This is a genomic window from Halomonas elongata DSM 2581, assembly GCF_000196875.2.
Lineage (GTDB): Bacteria > Pseudomonadota > Gammaproteobacteria > Pseudomonadales > Halomonadaceae > Halomonas > Halomonas elongata.
The window spans coordinates 3802664-3826133 of the sequence record NC_014532.2 but is presented as its reverse complement, the minus strand read 5'-3'; the positions used below and the strand labels follow the sequence as shown (position 1 = coordinate 3826133).

The window sequence follows — 23470 nt, the reverse complement described above, 5'->3', positions numbered from 1 at the left end:
TGGCGGTCGGACCTGCACATCAGTTGATGGCCACGCGTCCCTCGAAGACGCGCTCGGCGGGGCCTGTCATGATCAGGTTAGCCTCGATATCCGGCCAGTCGATCCTCAATTCGCCGCCGGGCAGGTGCACGGTCACCGGGCTCTCGAGCAGGCCCTGGCGGATGCCGCAGGCCACGGCGGCGCAGGCACCGGTACCGCAGGCCAGGGTCTCGCCGACGCCCCGCTCGTAGACCCTCAAGCGGATCTCGTGCGCGGACACGACCTGCATGAAACCGGCGTTGACGCGCCTGGGGAAGCGAGGATGTCCCTCGATGGCCGGCCCCAGGGTCGCCACCGGGGCGGTCGTCACGTCATCCACGCGCAGCACGGCATGCGGGTTGCCCAGCGAGGCCACGCCGATCGAGATTTGCTGGCCGTCCACTTCCAGGTCGTGAAGGGGGCGATCGCCGTCCGCCTCGAAGGGCAGGTCCTGCGGGGCGAAGCGCGGCTTGCCCATGTCCACGCTGACGCGGCCGTCATCTCCGACGACCAGGGTCAGCGGGCCGCCGGCGGTCTCGACGTGAATCTCCCGCTTGTGGGTCAGGCGCTGGTCGAGCACGAAGCGCGCGAAGCAGCGGGCGCCGTTGCCGCAGTTTTCCACTTCGCTACCGTCAGCGTTGTAGATCCGGTAGCGGAAGTCCATGTCCGGGTCGCGGGGCGGCTCGACCACCAGCAACTGGTCGAAACCTATGCCGAAGCGTCGGTCGGCCAGATCGCGGATCTGCTCGTCGCGCAATCTGGCTCTCTGGGTGACCAGGTCGACGACCATGAAATCGTTGCCCAGGCCATGCATCTTGGTGAACTGCAGCAACATCAGGACGTATCTCCCCCGGCCATGGCGTCGTCCGGCAACGTCGTCTCGCCCGCCCAGAGATCCTCGAGTCGCTCGCGACGACGCACCAGATGCATGCGATCACCGTCCACCATGACCTCCGGAGGACGCGGGCGGCTGTTGTAGTTCGAGGCCATGACGAAACCGTAGGCGCCGGCAGAGCGCACGGCCAGCAGGTCGCCGGCGGCGATGGCGAGCCGGCGCTGCTTGCCGAGGAAGTCGCCGGTCTCGCAGACCGGGCCGACCACGTCGTAGGTATCGGTCTCGCGAGGCTGCCGGGTATCCACCGGCAGGATTGCCTGCCAGGCCTGATATAGCGCCGGGCGAATCAGGTCGTTCATGGCGGCATCGACGATGGCGAAGTTCTTGGTCTCGCCGGGCTTGAGAAATTCCACCCGGGTCAGCAGCACACCGGCATTGGCGGCGATGGAGCGCCCCGGCTCGAACAGCAGCGTCAACCGCTCGCTGCCGGGCCAGCGCGACAGGCGCTCGAGCAGCGAGGTGGCGTAGTCGAAGGGCTGGGGCGGGTTCTCGTCCTGATAGGGAACGCCCAGGCCGCCGCCCAGGTCGAGATGCTCGACCTCGATGCCGGCGTCGCGCAATTGCTCGAGCAGGGCCAGCAGGCGATCCAGGGCATCGAGGAAGGGCGAGAGCTCGGTGAGCTGGGAGCCGATATGGCAATCCAGCCCGGCGACGCGCACGTTGTCCATGCCGGCGGCCTGGCGGTAGACCTCGAAGGCCTCGTCCACCGGGATGCCGAACTTGTTGTCCTTCAGGCCGGTGGAAATGTAGGGGTGGGTGCCGGCGTCGACATCCGGGTTGACGCGCAGCGACACCGACGCCACCTTGCCGAGCCCCCGGGCCACGGCATCGAGGCGTTCCAGCTCGGCGCGGGATTCGACGTTGAAGCACTTGATGCCGACCTCGAGGGCCCGGGCCATCTCGTTTTCCTGCTTGGCGACGCCGGAGAAGACCACCTTGGCGGGGTCGCCGCCGGCAACCAGCACGCGCTCCAGCTCGCCCACCGAGACGATGTCGAAGCCGGCGCCGAGGCGTGCCAGAAGCCCCAGCACGGCCAGGTTGGCATTGGCCTTGACCGCATAGCAGATCAGATGCGGATGGCCGCCCAGCGCTTCGGTGTAGGCGCGAAAGTGGCGCGCCAGGGTAGCCTTGGAATAGACGTAGCAGGGCGTGCCGAACGCCTCGGCGACGCTGGTGAGGTCGACATCCTCGCCGTGCAGGACGCCATCACGATAGTCGAAATGATCCATGTCTAGTCGCCTTCCTCGTCGGCGGCCCGTTCGGGCGGGGTAGCGTCGTCGCGTTCGCTGGTGGCCTCGTCATGCGGGGCGTAGCGCTCCGCTGCGGCCTCGTCGTCGGGCTGGTAGAGCGGCCCCTTCTGGCCGCAACCGGCCAGCGCGATGGCCAGCAGCAGGAGGATGGGCACGAAGCGGCGCATCAGTCCCGGCTCCCCAGCGCCTCGAGCGCTTCGCGGGCCCGCTGGGCGGCGGCACGGACCTGATCCGGAGCGGTGCCGCCGATGTGCTGGCGGGCCGCCACGGAGCCTTCCAGGGTCAGGACCTCGAAGACGTCCTCGCCGATCGAGGAGGAAAAGCCCTGCAGTTCCTCGAGACTCATCTCCGAGAGATCCTTGCCCTCGCGCAGGCCGTGGGCCACGGATTGACCGACGATCTCGTGAGCGTCGCGGAAGGCCACGCCCTTGCGTACCAGGTAGTCGGCCAGATCGGTGGCGGTGGAGAAGCCCTTGCGAGCCGCTTCGAACATGTTGTCCGCCTTGGCCTCGATGGCCGGCACCATGTCGGCGAAGGCCTTGAGGCAGTCCTGCACGGTGGTGACGGTGTCGAACAGCGGCTCCTTGTCCTCCTGATTGTCCTTGTTGTAGGCCAGCGGCTGCGACTTCATCAGCGTCAGCAGGCTCATCAGGTGGCCGTAGACCCGGCCGGACTTGCCGCGCACCAGCTCCGGAACATCGGGGTTCTTCTTCTGCGGCATGATCGACGAGCCGGTGCAGAAGCGGTCGGGCAGGTCGATGAAGTCGAACTGGGCGCTGGTCCACAGCACCAGTTCCTCGCTCATCCGCGACAGGTGCATCAGCAGCACGCTGGCGAAACTCGTGAACTCGATGGCGAAGTCACGATCGCTCACGGCGTCGAGGCTGTTCTCGGCGGGGCGCTCGAAGCCCAGCAGCTCGGCGGTGACGTGGCGGTCGATGGGATAGGTGGTGCCGGCCAGGGCGGCGGCCCCGAGCGGCAGCACATTGACGCGCTTGCGGCAGTCGAGCAGGCGTTCGTGATCCCGGGCGAGCATTTCCTGCCAGGCCAGCAGGTGATGGCCGAAGGTCACCGGCTGGGCGGTCTGCAGGTGGGTGAAGCCGGGCATGATGGTCTCGGCCTCACGGTCGGCCAGCTCGATCAGCCCTTCGCGCAGCCGGGCCAGTTCGGCGGCCACGGTGTCGATCTCGTCGCGCAGGAACAAGCGGATGTCGGTGGCCACCTGGTCGTTGCGCGAGCGGCCGGTGTGCAGCTTCTTGCCGGTGATGCCGATCTTCTCGGTCAGGCGTGCCTCGATGTTCATGTGCACGTCCTCGAGCTCCACCGACCAGGCGAAGCTGCCGGCCTCGATCTCGGCGGCGACCTCGTCGAGGCCGCCGAGGATGGCGTCGCGCTCGTCCTCGGTGAGCACGCCCACCCGGGCGAGCATGGTGGCATGGGCGCGCGAGCCCTGAATGTCGTGCAGGGCCAGTCGACGATCGAAGTCGACCGAGGCGGTGAAGCGGGCGACGAAGGCGTCGGTAGGCTCGCTGAAGCGGCCGCCCCAGGACTGGTTGGTGCTGTTGCTCGTCGGGCTTGAGCTCATCGGGCTGACATCCTGCTGACTGTTCGGTGGGTGACGGCGCCGGCGATGCCCCGGTCGCGCTGGTTGACATGCCGGAAGTGTACCAGAGTCCGGGGAACAGGCGAGGGGCAGGCAGCGTCGTTGTTGGCCGGGGGAGGCGATTTTCCCTGTTCTCTCCGGTACTTTATGATGATGGAAAATCATGTCATCACCACTGGGTCCGGTCGCGGCGCTGCCGCGATGCGCGAACCGGTACGGGGGAACCAGGTGCAAGCCATGCAGACGCTGCGTATCGCCACTCGCAAGAGTCAGTTGGCCATGTGGCAGGCCGAACACGTCCGCGACCGTTTGATGGAGGTCCACCCGGAACTGACGGTGGAGCTGGTGGCCCTGTCCACTCGCGGCGATCAGATTCTCGACACGCCGCTGGCCAAGGTGGGAGGCAAGGGGTTGTTCGTCAAGGAGCTCGAGGAAGCGATGCTCGATGGACGGGCTGACATCGCCGTGCATTCCATGAAAGACGTGCCCATGCAGTTCCCCGAAAGCCTCGGCCTGTCGGTGATCCTGGCGGGAGCCGAGCCCACCGATGCCTTCGTTTCCAATCAGTACGCCTCGCTCGACGAGTTGCCGGAGGGCGCCCGAATCGGCACCTCCAGCCTGCGGCGCGGCCTGCAGATGCGCGAGCGCCGCCCCGATCTGGAAGTGCTGAACCTGCGTGGCAACGTCCAGACCCGGCTCGGCAAGCTCGACAACGGCGAATTCGACGCCATCCTGCTGGCCACCGCCGGCCTCAAGCGACTGGGGCTCGAAGAGCGCATCACCCAGGAACTGCCGCCCGAGATCTGCCTGCCGGCCTGCGGGCAAGGCGCGCTGGGCATCGAGTGCCGCATGCACGATGCCGAGCTGATCGGCCTGCTGGCGCCGCTCGACGACCCGGACACCGCGACCCGTGTGCGCGCCGAACGGGCCATGAATACCCGCCTCGAGGGCGGCTGCCAGGTGCCGATCGCCGGCCATGCGGTGTTCGAGAACGATGGCCAGACGCTCTGGCTGCGGGCCCTGGTCGGCAATCCCGAGGGCACCGAGGTGCTGCGTGCCGAGGGGCGCGGTTCCATCCATGAACCCGAGGCTCTGGGTATTCGCGTGGCGGAAGAATTGCTCGACCAGGGCGCGGGAGACATCCTCGCCGAGGTCTACGGCGCCAACTGATGGTGGGCGCGCCGGTCCTGATCTGTCGCCCGGGGGCACGTGCGGCACCGCTGGCCGAGGCCATCGAGGCTGCGGGCTTCGCCGTCGAGTGCGGCGAGGTGATGGCGCTGGAGGCGCTGCCCGAGAGCCAGGCGATGCGTTCCGCCTGGCTGGATTTCGATCAGTTCCAGCGAGTGGTAGTGACCAGCCCCTTCGCTGCCGAATGCCTGGCCGAGGCGCTGGACCGTTACTGGCCGCAACTCCCCGTGGGCACCGAGTATTACGGTGTGGGCCCGAGTACCGCCGCCGCCCTGCACGAAGCCCTGGGAGTGCGCGTGCATGTGCCGCCACGCGGCGAAGAACATTCCAGCGAGGCGTTGCTCTCGCTGGGGTCACTGCAGCGACTGGATGGGCAGCGTACCCTGTTGGTCGCCGGTGAGGGCGGGCGCACGCTGCTGGCCGAGACTCTGGCCGAGCGCGGCGCACGATTGACGCATCTGGCGGTCTATCGGCGGCGTCTGCTCGAGCCGTCGCCGGTGTTGCAGCGGCGGTTGCGGGAAGGCGACTATCATGCGTTGGTGGTGAGTAGCGGAGAAATCCTCGAACATCTGGCAAGATGGTGTTCACGTACCGCCTTGGACCAACCGTTAATCGTATCCAGTCACAGGTTGGCTACACTGGCCGGCACACTGGGGTTTCGTGTTCCCGTCGTGGCATCGGGAGCCACGCCTGCCGCACTCGCGGCCGCCGTGGCACGGGCCAGGGACCCGGAGGAGACCGATGTCGATCATGACGATCTCGAAAAGGGCTAGCGACAGATGAGCAAGCAATCACAAGATCAGGATGAACAGCAAGCGCCCTCCGGCGAAGCCCAGGGCGGTGCCGATGCAGGGATCACGGAGCGCCAGCCGGAAGAGAGCGCCAAGACCGGAGGCTCATCGTCGCGTCGCTCGCGTCGACGCGGCAAGAGCGGTGGCACGTCCACGTCCTCTGCCGAGTCCGGTAGCGCATCCAGTGCTGCGGCCGCTTCCGATGCCTCTTCGGGTGACGCCGAAGCGGACAAGCCCGATGCCGTGAGCGGCGCCGCTTCTTCTTCGACCCGGACGGACAAGTCTTCGGGGAAGGTCGAGAAGAAGGCGGACGACAAGACGTCCAGCTCGACGGCGACCGCCACGACTGCCAGCGGCAGCGCCAGTGGGAGCAAAAGCGCGGCCGACAAGAGCTCGACCGGCTCGACAAGCGGCAAGGCCGACACGAGCAAGGCCGCGAGTGGCAAGGCGAGCTCGGGCACCGGAAAATCCGGCGGCAGCGGCAGCGGCAGCGATGGCAATGGCGGCGACAAGCGCGGCAAGGGAGGCAAGGCCGGGGTCCTGGCCCTGGTGCTGGTGATCCTGCTGGCGATCGCCGTCGGCGTGTTCGGCTGGCTGGGCTGGCAGCGGCTCCAGGCCCAGCAGCAGCGCCTGGCCGCGGTGCCCGAGCAGCCGGCCACCGAGGCGCAGGTGAACGATCTTGCGAATCGGCTGAAGAGCGCCCAAAGCGAGCGTGAATCGGCGGCGAAGTCGCTGCGCCAGGAATTCGAGACATACCGCAGCGATGTCGACGAGAACCTCGACAAGGTGCTCCAGCAGCTGTCACAGGAGCAGCAGACCGACGAGCGGGACTGGCTGCATGCCGAAGCCGCCTATCTGCTGCGCCTGGCCAACCAGCGCCTGCAACTGGAGCGGGATGTCGAAGGGGCTGCCGCGCTGCTGCGCACCGCCGATGCCCGGCTCAAGGAAGCCGACAATCCGGCGTTGATGCCGGTGCGTCGCGAGATCGCCTCGGAGCTGGCCGCATTGCGGTCGGTGCCGCGCGTCGATCGCACCGGCCTGTTCCTGACGCTCAATGCCCAGCAGGAGCAGATCGCCGGGCGCCCCCTGGCCCAGGATGTCGAGGAGATAACCGGCGACGCCACCATCGAGGAGGCGCCTTCCGGCGGCTGGCAGCAGCAACTGGCCAAGGTCGGCTCGGAGCTCAAGGACCTGGTCACGGTGCGCAAGCACGACGAGGCGCTGGAGGCCCTGATCTCGCCGGAGCAGGAATCCTACCTGCGCCAGAGCGTGCGCCTGGTCCTGGAACAGGTCCAGCTGGCGCTGCTCAAGGAAGAACAGGAGCTGTATGAAGCCAGCCTCGACAAGGCGCTGAAGCTGATTCGCGGCTACTACGATACCGATGACAGCGGTGTTCAGGGCGTCCTGTCGCAACTCGAGGAACTCAAGGGACAGAGCATTCGTCCTGAGCTGCCGGACATCAGCGGCTCGCAACAGGCGCTGCAGAAATTCATCGAGAACCGCTTCGAGGCGGGTGGCGACGGCCAGGGAGACGAGGCATGAGGAAGCTGATTCTGATCGTGGTCGTCGGCCTCGCGATCGGGGCGCTGCTCGGCCAGTTGATAATGTCGGTGCCCGGCTACTGGCTGGTACGGGTCGGTGACACCTCCTTCCAGACCACCTTCTGGTTCGGCCTGGTGCTGTTGTTCGCCGCCTTCGTGGTGCTGCATTTCTTGCTGCGGCTGCTCATGCGTCTTTCGCGACCGGTCAGCCGTTTCAAGGGCTGGAGCAGCCGGTCGCGCAATCGCAGCGCCATGCGGCGCACCGTGCGCGGTCTGGTCGCCCTGGCCGAAGGCCGCTGGAAGCGAGCCGAGAAGGCACTGGTCAAGGCTGCCGACGATTCCAGTACGCCGCTGGTCAACTATCTCTCCGCCGCCCTGGCGGCGCATTACCAGGGCCGCTATGAGCAGGCCGATACCCTGCTCAAGCGGGCCCACCTGAGTACCGAGGGTGCCGACACGGCGGTGGGCATGATGCAGGCCCAGTTGATGCTGGACCGCCAGCAGTACGAGGAAGCCCTGGCGATCCTGACCCGCCTGGATCGCCACCTGCCCAATCACCCGCAGGTGCTCAAGCAGCTCAAGCAGGCCTATCTCAGCGTCAGCGACTGGGAAGGCCTGCGGCGCCTGATGCCCCGCCTGGGCGCCCAGCAGCTGATTTCCCAGGAAGAGCGCGAACAGCTCGAGCAGCGCGCCTATCGCGAGTTGATCGCCCAGGAGGCGAGAGAGGCCGGGGATATCGAGCAGGTGCGTACCCTCTGGGCCGATATGCCCGACCACCTGCGCGGCAATGTCGACCTGATCGTGCTCTATGTCGAGGCCCTGGTGCGTGGCGACCAGCAGGCCATCGCCGAGCGCCTGCTGCGCCAGTCGCTCAAGGACCACTGGGATAGCCGCCTGATTCTGCGCTACGGGCTGCTCGAGGTCGACGCGGCACGCCAACTGGTGGTGGCCGAGAAGTGGCTGCAGGAGCGCCCCAATGATCCGGACCTGCTGCTGACCCTGGGGCGCCTGTCGTTGCGCAATGCCTACTGGGGCAAGGCGCAGGAGTACTTCGAGGCCAGTCATCGCCAGCGTCCCAGCGGCGTGGTCTGCGCGGAGCTGGCGCGGCTCTATGCCAGCCTGGGCGAGCACAACAAGAGCCAGCTCTATTATCGGCAGAGCGTCGAGCTGCTCGACAAGTCGCTTCCCTCGCTGCCGCAACCCACTGAACCGGAAGACACGCTGTCACGCAGGGCGAAACAGGCGTCCTGACGCGCGTCGACAACCCGGGCAACACACCAGCAACCGGCCCTCGCTGCGTCAGCAGCGGGGGCCGGTTGCCGTTGCACGACAGCTCCCCTAAAACGTCGTCGCCGATATCGACCGGCCCGCGTTTATCGCTTGTTTACAAATCAAATCATATTGTTTGCAACTTGGCGCGTTAGGGTCGTATCCCTCCATCGCCGGTCACTGGATACGTCATGCCTCCCTGGATCCGCCGTCGCCCGAAAACGGCTCTTTCGTTACTGATCATCATCATGGCTGCGTTGGCGGTCGGTTGGCACTGGGGACTGGCCTCGACGCCGGCGGTGCAGTGGCGGACCGACCCGGTGACGCGCGGCGATGTGGAGGAGGTGGTCACGGCGTTGGGCACGCTGGAGCCCCAGGACTACGTGGACGTGGGCGCCCAGGTGTCCGGGCAGCTCACCGAGCTGTACGTCGATGTGGGCGACAGCGTGGAACAGGGCCAGTTGCTGGCGGAGATCGACGCCTCGGTACAAAAGAGCCGCGTGGAGGCCGGTCAGGCGGAACTGGAGGCCCTGCGCGCCCAGCGCGAGCAACGCCAGGCCGAACTGGAACTCGCACGCCAGCAGTATCAACGCCAGCAGCGCCTGCTCGATGCCGATGCCACCAGCGATGACGCCTATCAGACGGCCCGTGCCAGCTTCGCGGTGACCCAGGCACAGATCGCGGTGCTCCAGGCGCAGATCCGCCAGAAAGAGGCCAGTGTGGAAGGTGACCGCACTACCCTGGGCTACGCCAGGATCTACGCGCCTCGCGCCGGCACCATCGTCAGCCTCGAGGCCCGCGAGGGGCAGACGCTGAATGCCAACCAGACCACGCCGACGCTGATGCGTATCGCCGACCTGTCGACGATGACGGTGTCCACCCAGGTCTCCGAGGCGGACGTGGATCGCCTGGCGCCGGGCATGCCGGTCTACTTCCATACCCTCGGCAACGATCAGGTGCGCTACGACAGCACCCTGCGCCAGGTGCTGCCGACGCCGGAGGTGGTCAACAACGTGGTGCTCTACACCGCCGAGTTCGACGTCGACAACGACGACGGTCGGCTGATGTCCGGCATGACCGCCCAGGCCTTCTTCGTGGTGCAGTCGGCCGAGGACGCGCTGAGCGTACCGGTAGCCGCCGTCGAGCGCACGGCTTCCGGCCAGGCGCAAGTCCGGGTGCTCGACGAGCAGGGCCGGTCGCAGACCCGCGAGGTGACGGTCGGCTTCGACAACCGGGTGCGTGCCGTGATCCTCGATGGCCTCACGGAGGGCGACAGGGTGATCCTCGGCCCGGCGACCGGGCAGGCCGCCGAGGGCGGAGGCTCCGGGCGGCGTCGAGGACTGCTGTGATGGCGCTGATCGAACTGAGCGGTATCCGCAAGCATTACCCGGCCGGCGAGCAGGACGTGGAAGTGCTGCACGGCATCGACCTGAGCATCGAGGCCGGTGAGTTCATGGCCATCATGGGCAGCTCGGGTTCCGGCAAATCCACGCTGATGCACCTGATCGGCTGCCTGGACCAGCCCAGCGGCGGCGAATACCGCTTCGCCGGCCGTCTGGTCACCGAGATGGACCACGAGCAGCTGGCCTGGTTGCGCCGCGAGATGTTCGGCTTCGTGTTCCAGAGTTATCACCTGGTCGGCACCGCCAGCGCCTGGGAGAACGTGGCCCTGCCCGCCATCTATGCCGGCATGCCCCGCGAGGAGCGCAAGCAGCGTGCCCAGCGGCTGCTCGGCGAGCTGGGCCTGGGCGAGCGCCTGGAGCACCTGCCCAACCAGCTCTCCGGCGGTCAGCAGCAGCGGGTTTCCATCGCCCGGGCGTTGATGAATGGCGGCAAGGTGATCCTCGCCGACGAGCCCACCGGGGCGCTGGACAGCGTCAGCGGCGAGGCGGTGATGGAGCAGTTGCGCGGGCTTGCGCGCCAGGGCCATACCGTCATCGTGATCACCCATGATGCCGAGGTGGCCGCCCACGCCGACCGTGTAGTGGAGATCCACGATGGCCGGGTGATTGATGACCGCCGCCATCGACCCCTTCACGAGGACCCGACCCGGGTCGTGGCCGAGCCTCCCGCACAGTCGAGCCTGCCCGATGCCGCCGAGGTGGGCGAGGCGGTCGTCATGGCCCTGCGCTCGCTGCGCGCCAACTGGCTGCGCACCCTGCTGACGCTGCTCGGCATCGTGATCGGTGTCGGCGCGGTGGTGGTGATGCTGGCGATCGGCGAGGGCGCCAAGCAGGATGTGGTGGCCCGCATCAACGACCAGGGCACCAACCTGCTGGTGATTCGACCGGACCGCGGCCAGCAGCGCGTGGCTGACGGCGTCATCGCCACCCTGGTGCCGGAAGACGCCGAGGCCCTCAAGCAGCTACCCAATGTGCGCACCGCCGTGCCGGAGATCTCCGGCAGCGTCACGGCGCGGGCCAACGGCCAGGACGCCTCGACCAACGTGCAGGCCGTGACCCCGGATTTCACCAGCCTGCGCGACTGGCGGCCGGCGCAGGGGATCTTCTTCGGCGAGCAGGACCAGAAGGCCTATGCGCCGGTGGCGGTGATCGGCCAGACGGTCAAGGAGAAACTGTTTACCGACAGCGACCCGCTGGGTCAGTTCGTGATGCTCGACAGCATCCCTTTCCAGGTGATCGGCGTGATGAGCGTCCAGGGGGCCACCAACTGGGGCGAGGACCAGGACGACGTGGTGTTCGTGCCGCTCTCCACCGGCACGCTGCGACTGTTCGGCCAGAACTACCTGCGTTCCATCACCCTGGCCGTGGACGACGTCGCGCATATCGATGCCACCGAGCAGGCCGCCGTGGAACTGCTCACCCAGCGCCACGGGCAGAAGGATGTGCGGGTCTTCAACATGGCCTCGCTGCTCGACATGGTCTCGCAGACCCAGAACACCCTGACCGTGCTGCTCGGCTCCATCGCCGCGATCTCGCTGCTGGTCGGCGGCATCGGGGTGATGAACATCATGCTGGTCAGCGTCACCGAGCGTATCCACGAGATCGGCATCCGCATGGCTACCGGTGCACGGCAGCGCAACATCCTGCAGCAGTTCCTGACCGAGGCGGTGGTGGTTTCCGCGCTTGGCGGCATCATCGGCGTCACCGTCGGTTTGCTGGTGGGCGGGCTGCTGATCTGGCTCGGCATGGCGATCGTCTTTTCCGTGCCGGTGATGGTGGCGGCCTTCCTGTGCGCCACGCTCATCGGCTTGCTGTTCGGTTTCGCCCCGGCGCTCAAGGCGGCGCGCCTGAATCCGGTGGAGGCATTGAGCAATGACTAGCCCATCCCGCAGCGTCGCCCTGTTGCTGGCGGCCACCCTGCTGTCCGGCTGCGCCATGAGCTCCGGACTGAACGCGCCGTCGCCTGAATTGCCCGCCCAGTGGCTCAACCAGCAGCAGGCCAGCCGCGCCATGGTCGAGCATCCCCGCTGGTGGGAGCAGTTCGGCAGCGACCGGTTGGTGGCCCAGGCGCTGGACGCCAATACCGACCTGCTCGCGGCAGCCGCCCGGGTGGAGCAGGCCGACGCCCGGCTCGCCCAGGCCGGCGCCTCGCTGTTTCCCTCCCTGGGGCTGAACGCCGGTGCCAGCCGCAACGGCACGATCGGCGCCGGTGGCTCCAGCGAGAGCTACGAGGCCAGGCTCAATGCCAGCTATGAGGTCGATCTCTGGGGGGCGCTGCGCAACAGCCGCGACGCCGCCAAGGCCTCGTTGCTGGCCAGCCGTTTCGACCGCGAGACGGTACGGCTCACGGTGCTCGCCAGCGTGGTCGATACCTATCTCCAGGTACGCTACCTGGAGGACAGCCTGGCGCTGACCGAGGACAATCTGCGGCTCGCCGAGCGCCTGCTGGATCAGGTTCGCGCCAAGGTGGAGAACGGTGCCGTCTCGCCCCAGGATCTGGCCCAGCAGAAGACCGTGGTCGCCAACGCCCGGGCCCGATTGCCCGACCTGCGCCAGCAGCTGCGCCAGAGTCGTTACGCCCTGGCCGTGCTGGTCGGCGAGATGCCGCAGGGCTTCCGGGTCGACGGCGGCGAGCTCACGGCGCTGACGCTTCCCGACATCCAGCCCGGCCTGCCGGACCAGGTGCTGGCTCGGCGCCCGGACATCGCCCAGGCCCAGGCCTCGCTGATGGCTGCCGACCACCAGGTGGCGGCGGCCCGGGCCGACTACTGGCCGTCGATCACCCTCACCGGCAGCGGCGGCTACAGCAGCAGCGACCTGTCATCGCTGCTCAGTGGCGATGCCCTCTACAACCTGGCCCTGTCGCTGCCCCAGACGCTGTTCGACGGTGGCGCCCGCCAGGCCCGGATCGATCAAGCCAGGGCCGCCTGGGAAGAACAGCGCGCCGGCTATACCGGCACCCTGCTGACCGCCCTGCAGGAAGTGGATCAGGCGCTCGGCAACGTCCAGGCGCTGGCGGACCAGCAACAGTATCGCGACGAGGCCTACCGCCAGGCGGAAGAGGCCTACCGGATCGCCCGGATACGCTATCGGGAGGGGGCGACGGAGCTTACCGACGTGCTGAACGCCCAGAGCAGCTTCAACAGCGCGCGCCAGAGCCGGTTGGACTTGCTCTACGACCAGTACCAGTCGCGTGTCACGCTCTATCGGGTGCTCGGCGAAGGCGGTGATTCACTCGTTGAGGGGGCGCCGAGCCCCGAGGTGCCGGGCTCGGCTTAGCGGGCTTCTGCAGATTTCCGCGGCAGTAAGCCTGGAGGGATGGCCCCGCCGCTGATGCGGCGAGGCCTGGCGGGAGGTCAGTTGCCACTTCCCGGGTTGTCGACGCCACCATCGTCGTCCTGGTTGTGCACCTCCTTGGACACCGGCGACGTGGAACGCGTCGGCGTCTCGGGGTGCTTCGGCTGACCGGCGGGGCTGCCGTCGATGGTGAAGTCCTCCTGCATGATGCGCAGGTTGGCCGGAGGCGCACCGCCTTCCTTGTCCGCCCCGAAGTAGAGGGTGGTATGCGGGAAGGGGATCTCGATGCCGGCATCGTCGAAGTGGTACTTGACCAGACGGTTGTAGGCGCGGCCCACGGCCCATTGCGTTCCCGGCGTGGTCTTGATGCGTACCCGGATGTTCACCGAACTGTCGGCCAGGGCGATCACGCCGGCCACTTCCAGTGGCTCGAGGAGGTTGGCCTTCTGTTCCTCGTCCTCGGACAGGTCGTCGAAGGCCGCGTGCAGCGCCTGGATGGCCTCGTCGATGTTCTCGCGATAGGCGATGCCGTATTCGCCGACGTGATAGGCGAACTCGCGCATGTAGTTGGACACGGTGTCGACGCTGGAGAAGGGCACGATGTGGTAGGTGCCGCTCAGGTCGCGCAGCCCCACCGAGCGAATGCTCAGGCGCTCGGCGGTGCCGGTGATGCCGCCGAGGGTGACCACGTCGCCGACGTTGAGGGCGTTCTCCACCTGGATGAAGACGCCGGTGATGATGTCCTGCACGAGTTTCTGGGCGCCGAAGCCGATGGCCAGGCCCAGTACCCCGGCGCCGGCGATCAGCGGGCCGATATTGATGCCGATCTCGGCCAGCACCACCATGATGGTCACGGTGATCAGGGTGATGGCGATGGCGTTGCGGAACAGCGAGAGCAGCGTCTGGGCGCGTGAGGAGGGCTCGCCGCTGCCGGTGGCCGGATTGAGCTTGTGCTCGATCAGGCTGGCCAGCACCAGCCAGATGGCGAGGGCGACGAGCAGGATCACGGCGATGCTGAACAAGCGTGCGACCAGGCCACGGCCCGCCTCGGAGGCGTACCAGCCGGCCAGGTCGAAGACCTGCCAGGCATTCAGCGAGACCATCACCACCAGCACCAGCAGGACGATGCGCACGACCCGCAGTGCCTTGGGAATATAGGCGTTGAGACGCGCTTCCAGCAGCGGCAGCTTCTGGCGCAGGTCGTCCTGGAGGGTGATGCGGCGGCCAATGGTCTGGGTCAGGAATTTCGATGCCCCGAGCCCCACCAGGACGGCGGCCAGCGTCTCGAGGGTGGCCAGCAGCACGAAGGGCAGGGCATCGGCCGGACGCGTCAGAGTCAGCACCAGCACCATGAAGAAGTAGGCGATGGCCAGCAGGTGCCAGGTGCGTCCCAGCAGGGTCAGCGCGACGCGCGAGGCAGACAGGCTGGCCCGGGCCGCCTGACGGTGCAGAGAGTCACGCAGGCGCTGGCGATTGCGCAGGACCACGGCAACGGCGTAGATGAAGGCGCCGATCATGATCAGGGTGCCGACGCTCTGGCCGAGGGTCGGCGAGAGGTAGGCGCTGATCAGGGGCACCACCACCATCAGGCCGTAACCGGCCAGGCCGATCAGGCGTGCGATCCAGCGATTCCAGTAGGAAGCGTCCTCGGCATTCACGGGCAGCAGGCGCAGGCCTTCATAGCGCGAGGCGAACAGCATGCGCACGCCGGCCTTGAGCAGTTCGATCACCAGGAAGGCATTGAGGAACAGCGAGGCGCGAGTGGTCAGGGCGCCGCTTTCCCCCACCACGAAGGTGGCCAGCAGGTTGCCGCCGATATAGGCCAGTGCCACGACCAGGACGTCGACCAGAGCGGCCAGCACCACGCAGATGACCAGTCGGAGCAGCGGCTGGAGCGCCGGGCCATTCATCGACCAGAGGCTCAGGCGCGTGAACACCGGGCGTACCAGCCGGCGGATGATCAGGAACAGCGCAAAGGTGGCCAGGATGACCAGGCCCAGGTTGATGGCGGCGCTGGTCACCACGGCCAGGTCGATGGAAGCCCCCTCGTCGCCCCCGGTGAACAGGTGGGTCAAGGTGCCGTACAGCAGGCCGACCTGCAGGCCGATATCGCCCGCCACATGGCTGGTGAACTCTGCCAGTTGGCGTGGCAGGGAGGGATCCTTCACCGGGGGGGCGGTACTGGCCTGCTCGCCACTCGACTCGGCGGCATCGGCCATGCCGCGCAACTGGTCGATCAGTTGCTGGCGCGTCTCGGGGTTCTCGAGCATGTCGGCCAGGGCGGCATTGGCCGGAGCGCTGGCTCCCGGGTCCGACGACTGCGCCAGGGCCGGGCCGGCAAACGCCAGCAGGGCGATCACCAGCCAGCCAAGGGCCAGGGGTAGGAGTCGTGTCTTGCTCACGCTATGGCCTCCGTGTCAGGGCGTAGAGGGGTTGGGGAAAAGCCCGTCAGATTATCATAGACGGGCATGCTCATATGACCCTAGCAGCGCATGGCGCTTGAACAAGAGAGCAGCAGGGAAAGAGCAGCAGGGAAAGAGGTGGGGCGGCTGGTTGGCGAAACATGATGCCATGGCTTTGTGGCCGCTCTCCGGCCCCGCTACCATGACGGCGCACATTCGGAGGAGATCACGATGACACTCGGCCCGCTGGATTGGCTGCTGGTGGCGTTCGGCGGCGCCCTGGGCGGCATGGCACGCCTGGCCATCACGGAGCTGACGGGACTCTGGTGGGGGCGCGCCTTTCCCTGGGGCACCCTGGTCGTCAATCTTGGCGGAACCCTGGGAATCGGTGTCCTGGCCGCCCTGGCGGGCTGGCCCGCGGCTGGCGCGCTCGGCTGGACGTTCCTGGCCGTCGGCGTGCTGGGCGGCTTCACCACGGTCTCTTCCTTCAGCCTGCAGACCCTGACGCTCTTCCAGGAGGGACGGCGAAACGCCGCCCTGCTCAACATCGTGGTCACTCTGGTGCCGGGTGTCGCCGTGGCGGGCCTGGGCTGGTGGGTCGTGGGAGGTGGTGCATGACCGGCTGGCGCGGCTATCTGTCGGTCGGACTGGGAAGTGGTCTGGGGGCGGCCCTGCGGCTGCTGGTTGCCCAGGGTGCCTGGGCGCTCTGGGGCAGCGCCTTCGTCTGGGGCACCCTGATCGTCAACCTGTTCGGTTCCTGGCTGATCGCCGCCTTCGCTGCCCGGGCCTCGCAGCGTATCAGCGGGCATGCGGCTCGCTGGCAGCCTTTCCTGGTCGCCGGCTTCTGTGGCGGCTTCACGACCTTCTCGCTGTTCGGCCTGGAAACCTTCCATCTCCTGAACACCGGCCATCCCTGGCTGGCGCTGGCCTATGGCGTCGGCAGCGTGCCCTTGTGGCTGGGCGCGGCCTGGCTGGGGCAGCGGGCCGGCACACCGTCGTGACTCGATAAAGCCTCCACGGAGCGGCGTGCCGGCCGGTCTTCAAGCCTTCTTCTTGTTCCGAGCGGCTTTCTTCGCCTGTGCCTCGGTGGGCGTTGCGCCGTCATCGCCGGTCTGGCGGGCGGTGAAATGCTCGCGCACCAGCTTCAGCAGGCCCTGGGTGGAGCCGTCGAAGTCCTGGCTCTGCTCGTCGATGCGCTCGCTGATCTCGCCGGCGATGCGCTTGCCGAGCTGGACGCCCCATTGGTCGAAGGAGTTGATGTTCCAGATCACGCCCTGCACGAAGACCTTGTGCTCGTACAGCGCGATCAGGGCGCCGAGGTTGCGCGGTGTCAGCTCGTCGAGCAGCAGGGTGCTTGAGGGTCGGTTGCCCGGGCAGCTGTAGGGATCGAGTCGGCTGCCTTCCTGACTGCCCTCCATGAAGGCGTTGGCCTGGGCCAGCATGTTGGTGAGCAGCGCGAAGTGGTGATCCTCCACTCCCGGTTCCGGCTTCAGCGAGGCGATGAAGTCGATCGGCACGTAGCGAGTGCCCTGGTGGAGCAGCTGGAAGAAGGCGTGCTGGCCGTTGGAGCCGGTCTGTCCCCAGACGATGGGGCCGGTCTTGTAGTCGACGGGGTGACCGAAGATGTCCACCGACTTGCCGTTGGACTCCATGTCGAGCTGCTGGAGGAAGGCCGGCAACTGATGCAGTGCCTGGTCGTAGGGCACGATGGCATGGGTCTCGGCGCCCTGGAAGTTGATGTACCAGATGCCGATCAGCGCCATCAGCACGGGCATGTTGGCCTTGTTGGGCGCATTCAGGAAATGCTGGTCCATTTCGTGGGCGCCTTCGAGCATTTCCATGAAGCCGTCGAAGCCGATGGAAAGCGCGATGGGCAGTCCGATCGAGGACCACATCGAGTAACGTCCGCCGACCCAGGCCCAGAATTCGAAGACGTTCTCCTCGCGAATGCCGAATTCCATGGCGGCCTTGCGATTGGTCGAGGCCGCGACGAAGTGGGCGCCCACGTCGGCCTCCTCGCCGGCATTCTCCAGGAACCAGCGACGTGCCGTCTTGGCGTTGAGCAGCGTCTCCTGGGTGGAGAAGGTCTTGGTGGAGACGATGAACAGGGTGGTGGCCGGGTCCAGGCGCGACAGCACCTTCTGAATGTGGGTGCCGTCGACGTTGGAGACGAAGTGGAAGTTGAGCTCCGGATGACGATGCTTGAGCAGGGCGCGGCAGGCCATGTTGGGGCCGAGGTCGGAGCCGCCGATGCCGATGTTGACCACGTCGCGGATTCGCTGGCCGTTGTAGCCCTTCCACTCGCCGCTGCGGACTTCCTCGGAAAAGCGCCTGATCTGCTCACGGGTACGGTGGATCTCCGGCATCACATCCTTGCCGTCGACCATCAGCGGATCGTCACCGAGGTTGCGCAGCGCGGTATGCAATACGGGCCGGTTCTCGGTGACGTTGATGATGTCGCCGGAGAACATCTGGGCACGGCGCTGGACCAGCGCGGAGTGGTCGGCCAGCTCGAGCAGCTTGTCGAGTACCGCATCGGAGATGTGATGCTTGGAGTAGTCGAGGAAGAGCCCGCCGACCCTCAGGCTCATGCGCTCGAAACGCTGCGGGTCGGCAGTGAAGTAGTCGCGGATACGGTCGTCGGCGGTCTGGGCCTGGAGCTGCTTCAGCGCCTGCCAGGTGACGCTGCGAGTGAGCTGAAACATGCCAATGTTCCTCTCGGTTATCGTGCGTTGTTGTCGTGTATCGGTGGCGTTATGTCAGGGGTTGCGGGCCGAGACCCAGCTGCCGGCATCGGGCACGGTCATTTCGTAGTCCCGGTCGAGCAAGGGCGAGCTGAGCAGGAAGTCCGCGCTGGCCGGATTGCAGGCCACCGGGATGTTCCACAGGGCGGCCAGGCGCAGCAGGGCCTTGACGTCCGGGTCATGGGGCTGGGGCGCGAAGGGGTCCCAGAAGAAGACCAGCAGGTCGAGCCCCTGCTCGGCAATGCGCGCGCCGATCTGCTGGTCGCCGCCCAGGGGGCCGCTCATCAAGGGCTCCACCTCGAGCCCCAGCTGGCCCGAGATGCGGCTGGCTGTGGTGCCGGTGCCGATCAGTTCGTGTTCGGCCAGGGTGTCTCGCCAGCGCCCGGCCCATTCGAGCATCTCTGCCTTCTTGCCGTCGTGGGCGATCAGGGCGATGCGCTTGCGGGCCGGCAGGGTGCGGCGAACGTTGCGTTGCGGTCGTGCGTCAGGCATGGCGGGTCTCCACGGCCAGGATCTTCAGGGTGTCGGTGCCGCCGTGGGCATTCATGTGATCGCCCCGGGTGAGGATCACATGGTCGCCCGGCTCGGCAATGCCCTGGGCCACCAGACGCTCCAGCGCGCGGTCGTTGAGCTCGCCGGCGGTCATCTCGCTGGTGTCGAAGGGCAGGGAGATCACCCCACGATACAACGCCATGCGCCGCTGGGCGACGGGGTTGTGGGCCAGCCCGACGATCGGCAGCCCCGAGCGGATCCGCGAGGCGATCAGCGGCGTGTAGCCGGTGGCCGTCATGCAGGCGATGGCCGCCACCCCGGCGAGGTGGTTGGCGGCGTACATCGCCGACAGGGCGATGGTCTCGTCGATCCGCGAGAAGCCCTCGTGGATGCGGTGCCCGGATTCCTGGGCGATGCGCTCGCGCTCGGCGCCCAGGCAGACCCGCGCCATGGCCTCGATGGTCTCCACCGGGAAGTCGCCGGCGGCGGTCTCGGCGGAGAGCATCACCGCATCGGTGGCATCGAGCACGGCATTGGCCACGTCGAACACCTCGGCACGGGTCGGCAGCGGCGCCTCGATCATCGATTCCATCATCTGGGTGGCGGTGATCACCGCGCGGTTGTGGCTGCGCGCATGCTTGATGATGCGCTTCTGGGTGCCGATCAAGGCCTCGTCGCCGATCTCCACGCCGAGATCGCCGCGGGCCACCATCACCGCCTCGCTGGCCTCGATGATGCCGTCCAGGGTGGCGTCGTCGGCCACCGCCTCGGCACGCTCGAGCTTGGCCACCAGGCCGATCTCGGCGCCGGCGCTGCCGAGCAGTGCCCGAGCCTCGTGCATGTCGGCGGCGCTGCGCGGGAAGGACACCGCCAGGTAGTCGACGCCGATGTCGATGGCGGTCGCCAGGTCGGCCTTGTCCTTGTCGGTCAGTGCCGGGGCGGAGAGGCCACCGCCCTGCTTGTTGATGCCCTTGTTGTTGGAGAGCCGGCCGCCCTGGACCACGGTGGTGTGGATCTCGCTGCCGGCCACACGGGTGACGTCGACCACCAGGCGGCCGTCGTCGAGCAGCAGGCGATCGCCGGGGGCGACATCGTCGGCCAGGGCCTTGTAGTCGCAGCCGACCCGACCGGCGTCGCCGGCCTCGCCATCCAGGGCGACGTCGAGCACGAAGGTCTGGCCCTGCTCGAGCTCCACGGCGCCGTCACGGAAGCGGGCAATGCGGATCTTGGGGCCCTGCAGGTCGCCCAGGGCGGCCACGCTGCGGCCGAGTCGGGTGGCGATCTCGCGCACCTCGACGAGCCGGCGCCGATGGTCGTCGGCCGAGCCGTGGGAGAAGTTGAGGCGTACCACATCGACGCCGGCGGCGATCATCCGTTCGAGCACGCCGGGCCTGTCGCTGGCCGGCCCGAGGGTGGCGACGATCTTGGTGCGGCGAGCGGGTATGGGGGAATGGGGCATGCCGGGGTCTCCTGTGGGCCGAGGCGGAGGGCTCGTTCGGCCATGGTGGTGCAGAATCCTGTCACCATAGCTTATGTGTGGTTTTTTTACTAAGAGCAAGTCTTTCGACTAAGGTATAGGAATTAAGGGAATAGCGCCGGATTCTTGGGTTTTTCCTTATGTCATAAGCCGTTAAGGCCGAAGTGGTATATAGGAAGCTTTCATTTTTGTTGTAAAGTTACTAAAAACGGCTTGTGTCCGGCGCCTTCGTGATTCACATTGTGGGGAAACATGACATGAGCCGTCGGCCTGCCCGGTCGGGACATCCCGAAACGCCTTCCGCCCATCGGCTCAGCCATATCCATGAGACGGCACCGAATCGAGAGGACGACATCATGACACTCAAGATCGCCATCAACGGCTTTGGCCGTATCGGCCGCAATGTTCTGCGCGCCCTATATGAAGGGGGCTATCGCGACCGTGTGCGCGTCGTGGCCATCAATGACCTGGGGGATCCCGCCCTCAATGCGCACCTGCTGCGCCACGATACGGTGCACGGTCATTTTCCCTTTGAGGTGGGGCACGACGAGTCGAGCCTGAGTGTCGATGGCCAGCGTATCGAGGCCCTTTCCGAGCGCGACCCGGCGAAACTGCCCTGGGGGGATCTGGGTGTCGATCTGGTCATGGAGTGTACCGGCCTGTTCACCGATCGCGAGTCGGCGGCCCAGCACATCACTGCCGGCGCCAAGCGCGTGCTGGTCTCGGCACCGACCGCCAATGCCGATGCGACCATCGTGTACGGCGTCAACGAGGATGTCCTGACCGCGGAGCACAAGGTGGTCTCCAATGGCTCCTGCACCACCAACTGCCTGGCGCCCCTGGCGCAGGCGCTGCATGAGCGGGTGGGCATCGAAAACGGCCTGATGACCACGGTGCACGCCTACACCAACGACCAGAACCTGTCCGACGTCTATCACAAGGACCCCTACCGCGCCCGCAGCGCCACCCATTCGATGATTCCGGCCAAGACCGGGGCGGCGGCGGCGATCGGGCTGGTTCTGCCGGAACTCGATGGGCGCCTCGATGGCCTGGCGGTGCGCGTGCCGGTGATCAATGTCTCCCTGGTCGACCTGACCTTCACCGCCTCCCGCGAAACCAGCATCGAGGAGGTCAATGCCGCCGTCGAGGAAGCCGCCAAGAGTTCGCCGGTCATGCGCGTCAACGCTCAGCCGCTGGTCTCCATCGACTTCAATCACGACGCCAACTCGTCTACATTCGATGCCAACCATACCCGGGTCAACGGGCGTCTGGTGAAAGTGATGGCCTGGTACGACAACGAATGGGGCTTCTCCAACCGCATGCTCGATACCGCGCTGGCCATGCACGCTGCGAGCAACGGCGAGCGTAACGTCGCCTGATCCTCCGTTCGCCATCGAACGACCCGACGCCGGGGCGCTTGCCGCCCCGGCGTCGTCATGTGCAAGGAAGACATTCATGCTGCCCGATTACGGCTGGCTGGCCTGGACGCTGATCATTCTCTCCACCTACCTGACCGGGTGTCCAAGGGTGGTTTCGCCGGTGGCTTCGGCACCTTGTCGGTGCCACTGATGGCTCTGGCCATCGGTCCCATCGAGGCGGCCGGCCTGTTGCTGCCGCTGCTGCTGGTCATGGATCTATTTGCGGTCAGGGCCTGGTGGGGGCAGCACGACGCGACCGAAGTCCGCCGCCTGCTGCCCGGGATGGCCCTGGGGGTCGTGGCCGGTACCCTGTTGATCGGCTCGCTCGACGAGGATCATGTCCGGCTGTTGCTGGGCGTGGTGTCGCTGCTGTTCGTGGCCTACATGATCGTCAAGCCGGCGGCGGCCCGGCCCATCCATTCGCTCTGGGCCTGGCCGGCGGGCATGGGCGTGGGGCTGACCAGCTTTCTCGCCCATGCCGGGGCGCCACCAATGAACCTCTACCTGGTGCCACGCCGGCTGTCCAAACCAGCCTTCATCGCCACCTGCACCCTGTCGTTCGCCGCGGTCAACCTGATGAAGCTGCCGCCCTACCTGTGGCTCGGCGAGATCAACCTGACCAGCGCCTGGGCCTCGCTGGCGCTGGTGCCGGTGGCCTGGTTCGGCGTGCGCAGCGGGCTCTGGCTGCAGAGCCGCGTCAACGAGCGGTTGTTCTATCGGCTGGTGATCCTGGCCATGGCCATCGTCGGCGTGCAGCTGATCGTCAAGTCGCTTTCGTAGGAGTGGCGACGCTGCTGTGGAATGGGTACAAGAACCCCCGCCGGGGCGGGGGAAAAGACGTCTGGACAGGACGCGAGTGAGTGCCTACTGCCTGACGATCCAGTCGTGAGCCGGGTCGTTCTGGAACTTCCACTGTCGCTTGGGACCGGCCATCACATTGAGGTAATAGAGTTCGTAACCATGGGGCGCGCCCACCGGGTGATAGCCACGGGGCACCATCACGCAGCTGCCGTTTTCCACCGCCATGGTTTCGTCCAGCGAGCGGTCGTCGGTATAGACACGCTGGAAGGCGAAACCCTGGGAAGGATTGAGGCGGTGGTAATAGGTCTCCTCGAGAATCGACTCTTCCGGCAGGTTATCCACATCGTGTTTGTGGGGTGGGTAGCTGGACCAGTTGCCCGCCGGGGTGTAGACCTCCACCACCAGCAGGCTGTCGGCCGGTTCGGTCTCCGGAAGAATGTCCTGGATGTGGCGGGTGTTGGTGCCGCCGCCACGGGTGCTTTGCTTGATCTGGTCGGGGGCGATCAACCGTGGTTCATGGTTGCCGTGCCCGGGAGCGCTGCATACTGCCAATTCCATGTCGGTGGTGGCTTCCACGCTGAAGTCCGCGCCATCGGGAAGATAGACGGCGTAAGGCGGTACCTTCTCGAAGATATCCATGCGCTCACCGATATCCTCCCAGCGGTGTTCGTCGCTGGTCACGGTGGCCCGGCCGGAGAGCAGCACCAGGCAGTGCTCGCGATCGCCGGTGTTGCCTTCGATCTGCTGTCCTTGAGTCAGTTTGTGCACGCGAAAGCCGACATGATCCCAACCGGCGGATGCCGGCGTGACCTCCAGGACCTTGCCCTGGGTATCGGGCTCGTCAGGGCGAACCAGTAGCGAAGTCATCATTACTCTCCTCG

19 protein-coding genes and 1 pseudogene are annotated in these 23470 nt (G+C 66.8%); 11 read left to right on the top strand and 9 right to left on the bottom strand.

Annotated features, from left to right (window positions below; genetic code table 11):
• Window positions 1-19: 19 nt before the first annotated feature.
• The 4 genes and pseudogenes from dapF to argH all read right to left on the bottom strand — a co-directional run bounded on the left by dapF (window position 20) and on the right by argH (window position 3748).
• Window positions 20-853 carry a diaminopimelate epimerase gene (dapF, locus tag HELO_RS17930; RefSeq protein WP_013334013.1) on the bottom strand — a complete coding sequence of 278 codons (834 nt, stop codon included), beginning with the start codon at window positions 851-853 and terminating at the stop codon, window positions 20-22.
• Window positions 853-2142: a diaminopimelate decarboxylase gene (gene lysA / locus HELO_RS17925; protein ID WP_013334012.1), complete on the bottom strand. Its 1290-nt coding sequence runs from the start codon at window positions 2140-2142 to the stop codon at window positions 853-855. Before lysA ends, dapF begins: the two co-directional genes overlap by 1 nt.
• Before the next feature lie 83 nt (window positions 2143-2225).
• Window positions 2226-2330 (bottom strand): annotated as a pseudogene (lptM, locus tag HELO_RS19475) (LPS translocon maturation chaperone LptM); the annotation flags it as partial.
• Window positions 2330-3748 carry an argininosuccinate lyase gene (argH, locus tag HELO_RS17915; protein ID WP_013334010.1) on the bottom strand — a complete coding sequence of 473 codons (1419 nt, stop codon included), beginning with the start codon at window positions 3746-3748 and terminating at the stop codon, window positions 2330-2332. The gene argH and the pseudogene lptM, both read right to left, overlap by 1 nt.
• Before the next feature lie 255 nt (window positions 3749-4003).
• Here argH and hemC point away from each other — a divergent pair, with 255 nt between their 5' ends.
• The 7 genes from hemC (at window position 4004) to HELO_RS17880 (ending at window position 13237) form a co-directional block, all read left to right on the top strand.
• Window positions 4004-4936 (top strand): hydroxymethylbilane synthase, encoded by a 933-nt coding sequence (gene hemC / locus HELO_RS17910; protein ID WP_225884526.1) that lies wholly within the window; start codon window positions 4004-4006, stop codon window positions 4934-4936.
• The gene (locus HELO_RS17905) at window positions 4936-5727 is read left to right on the top strand and encodes a uroporphyrinogen-III synthase (protein WP_013334008.1); all 792 of its coding nucleotides are present in this window, start codon (window positions 4936-4938) and stop codon (window positions 5725-5727) included. Before hemC ends, HELO_RS17905 begins: the two co-directional genes overlap by 1 nt.
• Window positions 5728-5733: 6 nt before the next feature.
• Complete coding sequence (locus HELO_RS17900; RefSeq protein WP_013334007.1) at window positions 5734-7287, top strand: uroporphyrinogen-III C-methyltransferase; 1554 nt, start codon at window positions 5734-5736, stop codon at window positions 7285-7287.
• Window positions 7284-8537 (top strand): heme biosynthesis HemY N-terminal domain-containing protein, encoded by a 1254-nt coding sequence (locus HELO_RS17895; protein ID WP_013334006.1) that lies wholly within the window; start codon window positions 7284-7286, stop codon window positions 8535-8537. Before HELO_RS17900 ends, HELO_RS17895 begins: the two co-directional genes overlap by 4 nt.
• A gap of 209 nt (window positions 8538-8746) precedes the next feature.
• Window positions 8747-9904, top strand: coding sequence for an efflux RND transporter periplasmic adaptor subunit (locus HELO_RS17890; RefSeq protein ID WP_013334005.1), 1158 nt, complete (start codon window positions 8747-8749; stop codon window positions 9902-9904).
• The gene (locus tag HELO_RS17885; RefSeq protein WP_013334004.1) at window positions 9904-11838 is read left to right on the top strand and encodes a MacB family efflux pump subunit; all 1935 of its coding nucleotides are present in this window, start codon (window positions 9904-9906) and stop codon (window positions 11836-11838) included. The genes HELO_RS17890 and HELO_RS17885 overlap by 1 nt, the downstream gene beginning before the upstream one ends.
• Window positions 11831-13237 carry an efflux transporter outer membrane subunit gene (locus tag HELO_RS17880; protein ID WP_013334003.1) on the top strand — a complete coding sequence of 469 codons (1407 nt, stop codon included), beginning with the start codon at window positions 11831-11833 and terminating at the stop codon, window positions 13235-13237. The genes HELO_RS17885 and HELO_RS17880 overlap by 8 nt, the downstream gene beginning before the upstream one ends.
• Before the next feature lie 77 nt (window positions 13238-13314).
• Here the strand turns inward: HELO_RS17880 and HELO_RS17875 are convergent, their stop codons facing one another.
• Entirely contained in the window at window positions 13315-15657 is a 2343-nt protein-coding gene (locus HELO_RS17875; protein ID WP_013334002.1) for a mechanosensitive ion channel domain-containing protein, read from the bottom strand.
• A gap of 231 nt (window positions 15658-15888) precedes the next feature.
• Here HELO_RS17875 and HELO_RS17870 point away from each other — a divergent pair, with 231 nt between their 5' ends.
• Together HELO_RS17870 and HELO_RS17865 are read left to right on the top strand one after the other, a co-directional pair.
• Window positions 15889-16275 carry a fluoride efflux transporter FluC gene (locus tag HELO_RS17870; RefSeq protein WP_013334001.1) on the top strand — a complete coding sequence of 129 codons (387 nt, stop codon included), beginning with the start codon at window positions 15889-15891 and terminating at the stop codon, window positions 16273-16275.
• Window positions 16272-16658 carry a fluoride efflux transporter FluC gene (locus tag HELO_RS17865; protein ID WP_013334000.1) on the top strand — a complete coding sequence of 129 codons (387 nt, stop codon included), beginning with the start codon at window positions 16272-16274 and terminating at the stop codon, window positions 16656-16658. The genes HELO_RS17870 and HELO_RS17865 overlap by 4 nt, the downstream gene beginning before the upstream one ends.
• Window positions 16659-16697: 39 nt before the next feature.
• On the opposite strand, the gene pgi is transcribed toward HELO_RS17865, so the two are convergent.
• From pgi to pyk, 3 genes are read right to left on the bottom strand one after another with little or no spacing between them, the layout of a single operon-like run.
• Window positions 16698-18362, bottom strand: a complete 1665-nt coding sequence (gene pgi, locus HELO_RS17860) for a glucose-6-phosphate isomerase (protein WP_013333999.1) — start codon at window positions 18360-18362, stop codon at window positions 16698-16700.
• A 54-nt stretch (window positions 18363-18416) separates the two neighbouring features.
• A complete protein-coding gene (locus HELO_RS17855; RefSeq protein ID WP_013333998.1) occupies window positions 18417-18893 on the bottom strand; it encodes a methylglyoxal synthase in 477 nt (158 codons plus the stop codon).
• On the bottom strand, window positions 18886-20352 hold the full coding sequence (pyk, locus tag HELO_RS17850; RefSeq protein ID WP_013333997.1) for a pyruvate kinase: 1467 nt from the start codon (window positions 20350-20352) through the stop codon (window positions 18886-18888). Before pyk ends, HELO_RS17855 begins: the two co-directional genes overlap by 8 nt.
• Before the next feature lie 374 nt (window positions 20353-20726).
• Here pyk and gap point away from each other — a divergent pair, with 374 nt between their 5' ends.
• Both gap and HELO_RS17840 read left to right on the top strand, forming a co-directional pair.
• Entirely contained in the window at window positions 20727-21749 is a 1023-nt protein-coding gene (gene gap, locus HELO_RS17845) for a type I glyceraldehyde-3-phosphate dehydrogenase (protein WP_013333996.1), read from the top strand.
• 57 nt (window positions 21750-21806) lie between these two features.
• Window positions 21807-22568 (top strand): sulfite exporter TauE/SafE family protein, encoded by a 762-nt coding sequence (locus HELO_RS17840; RefSeq protein ID WP_013333995.1) that lies wholly within the window; start codon window positions 21807-21809, stop codon window positions 22566-22568.
• Window positions 22569-22652: 84 nt separating this feature from the next.
• On the opposite strand, the gene iolB is transcribed toward HELO_RS17840, so the two are convergent.
• Window positions 22653-23456: a 5-deoxy-glucuronate isomerase gene (iolB, locus tag HELO_RS17835; protein ID WP_041602734.1), complete on the bottom strand. Its 804-nt coding sequence runs from the start codon at window positions 23454-23456 to the stop codon at window positions 22653-22655.
• Between the last annotated feature and the right edge of the window lie 14 nt (window positions 23457-23470).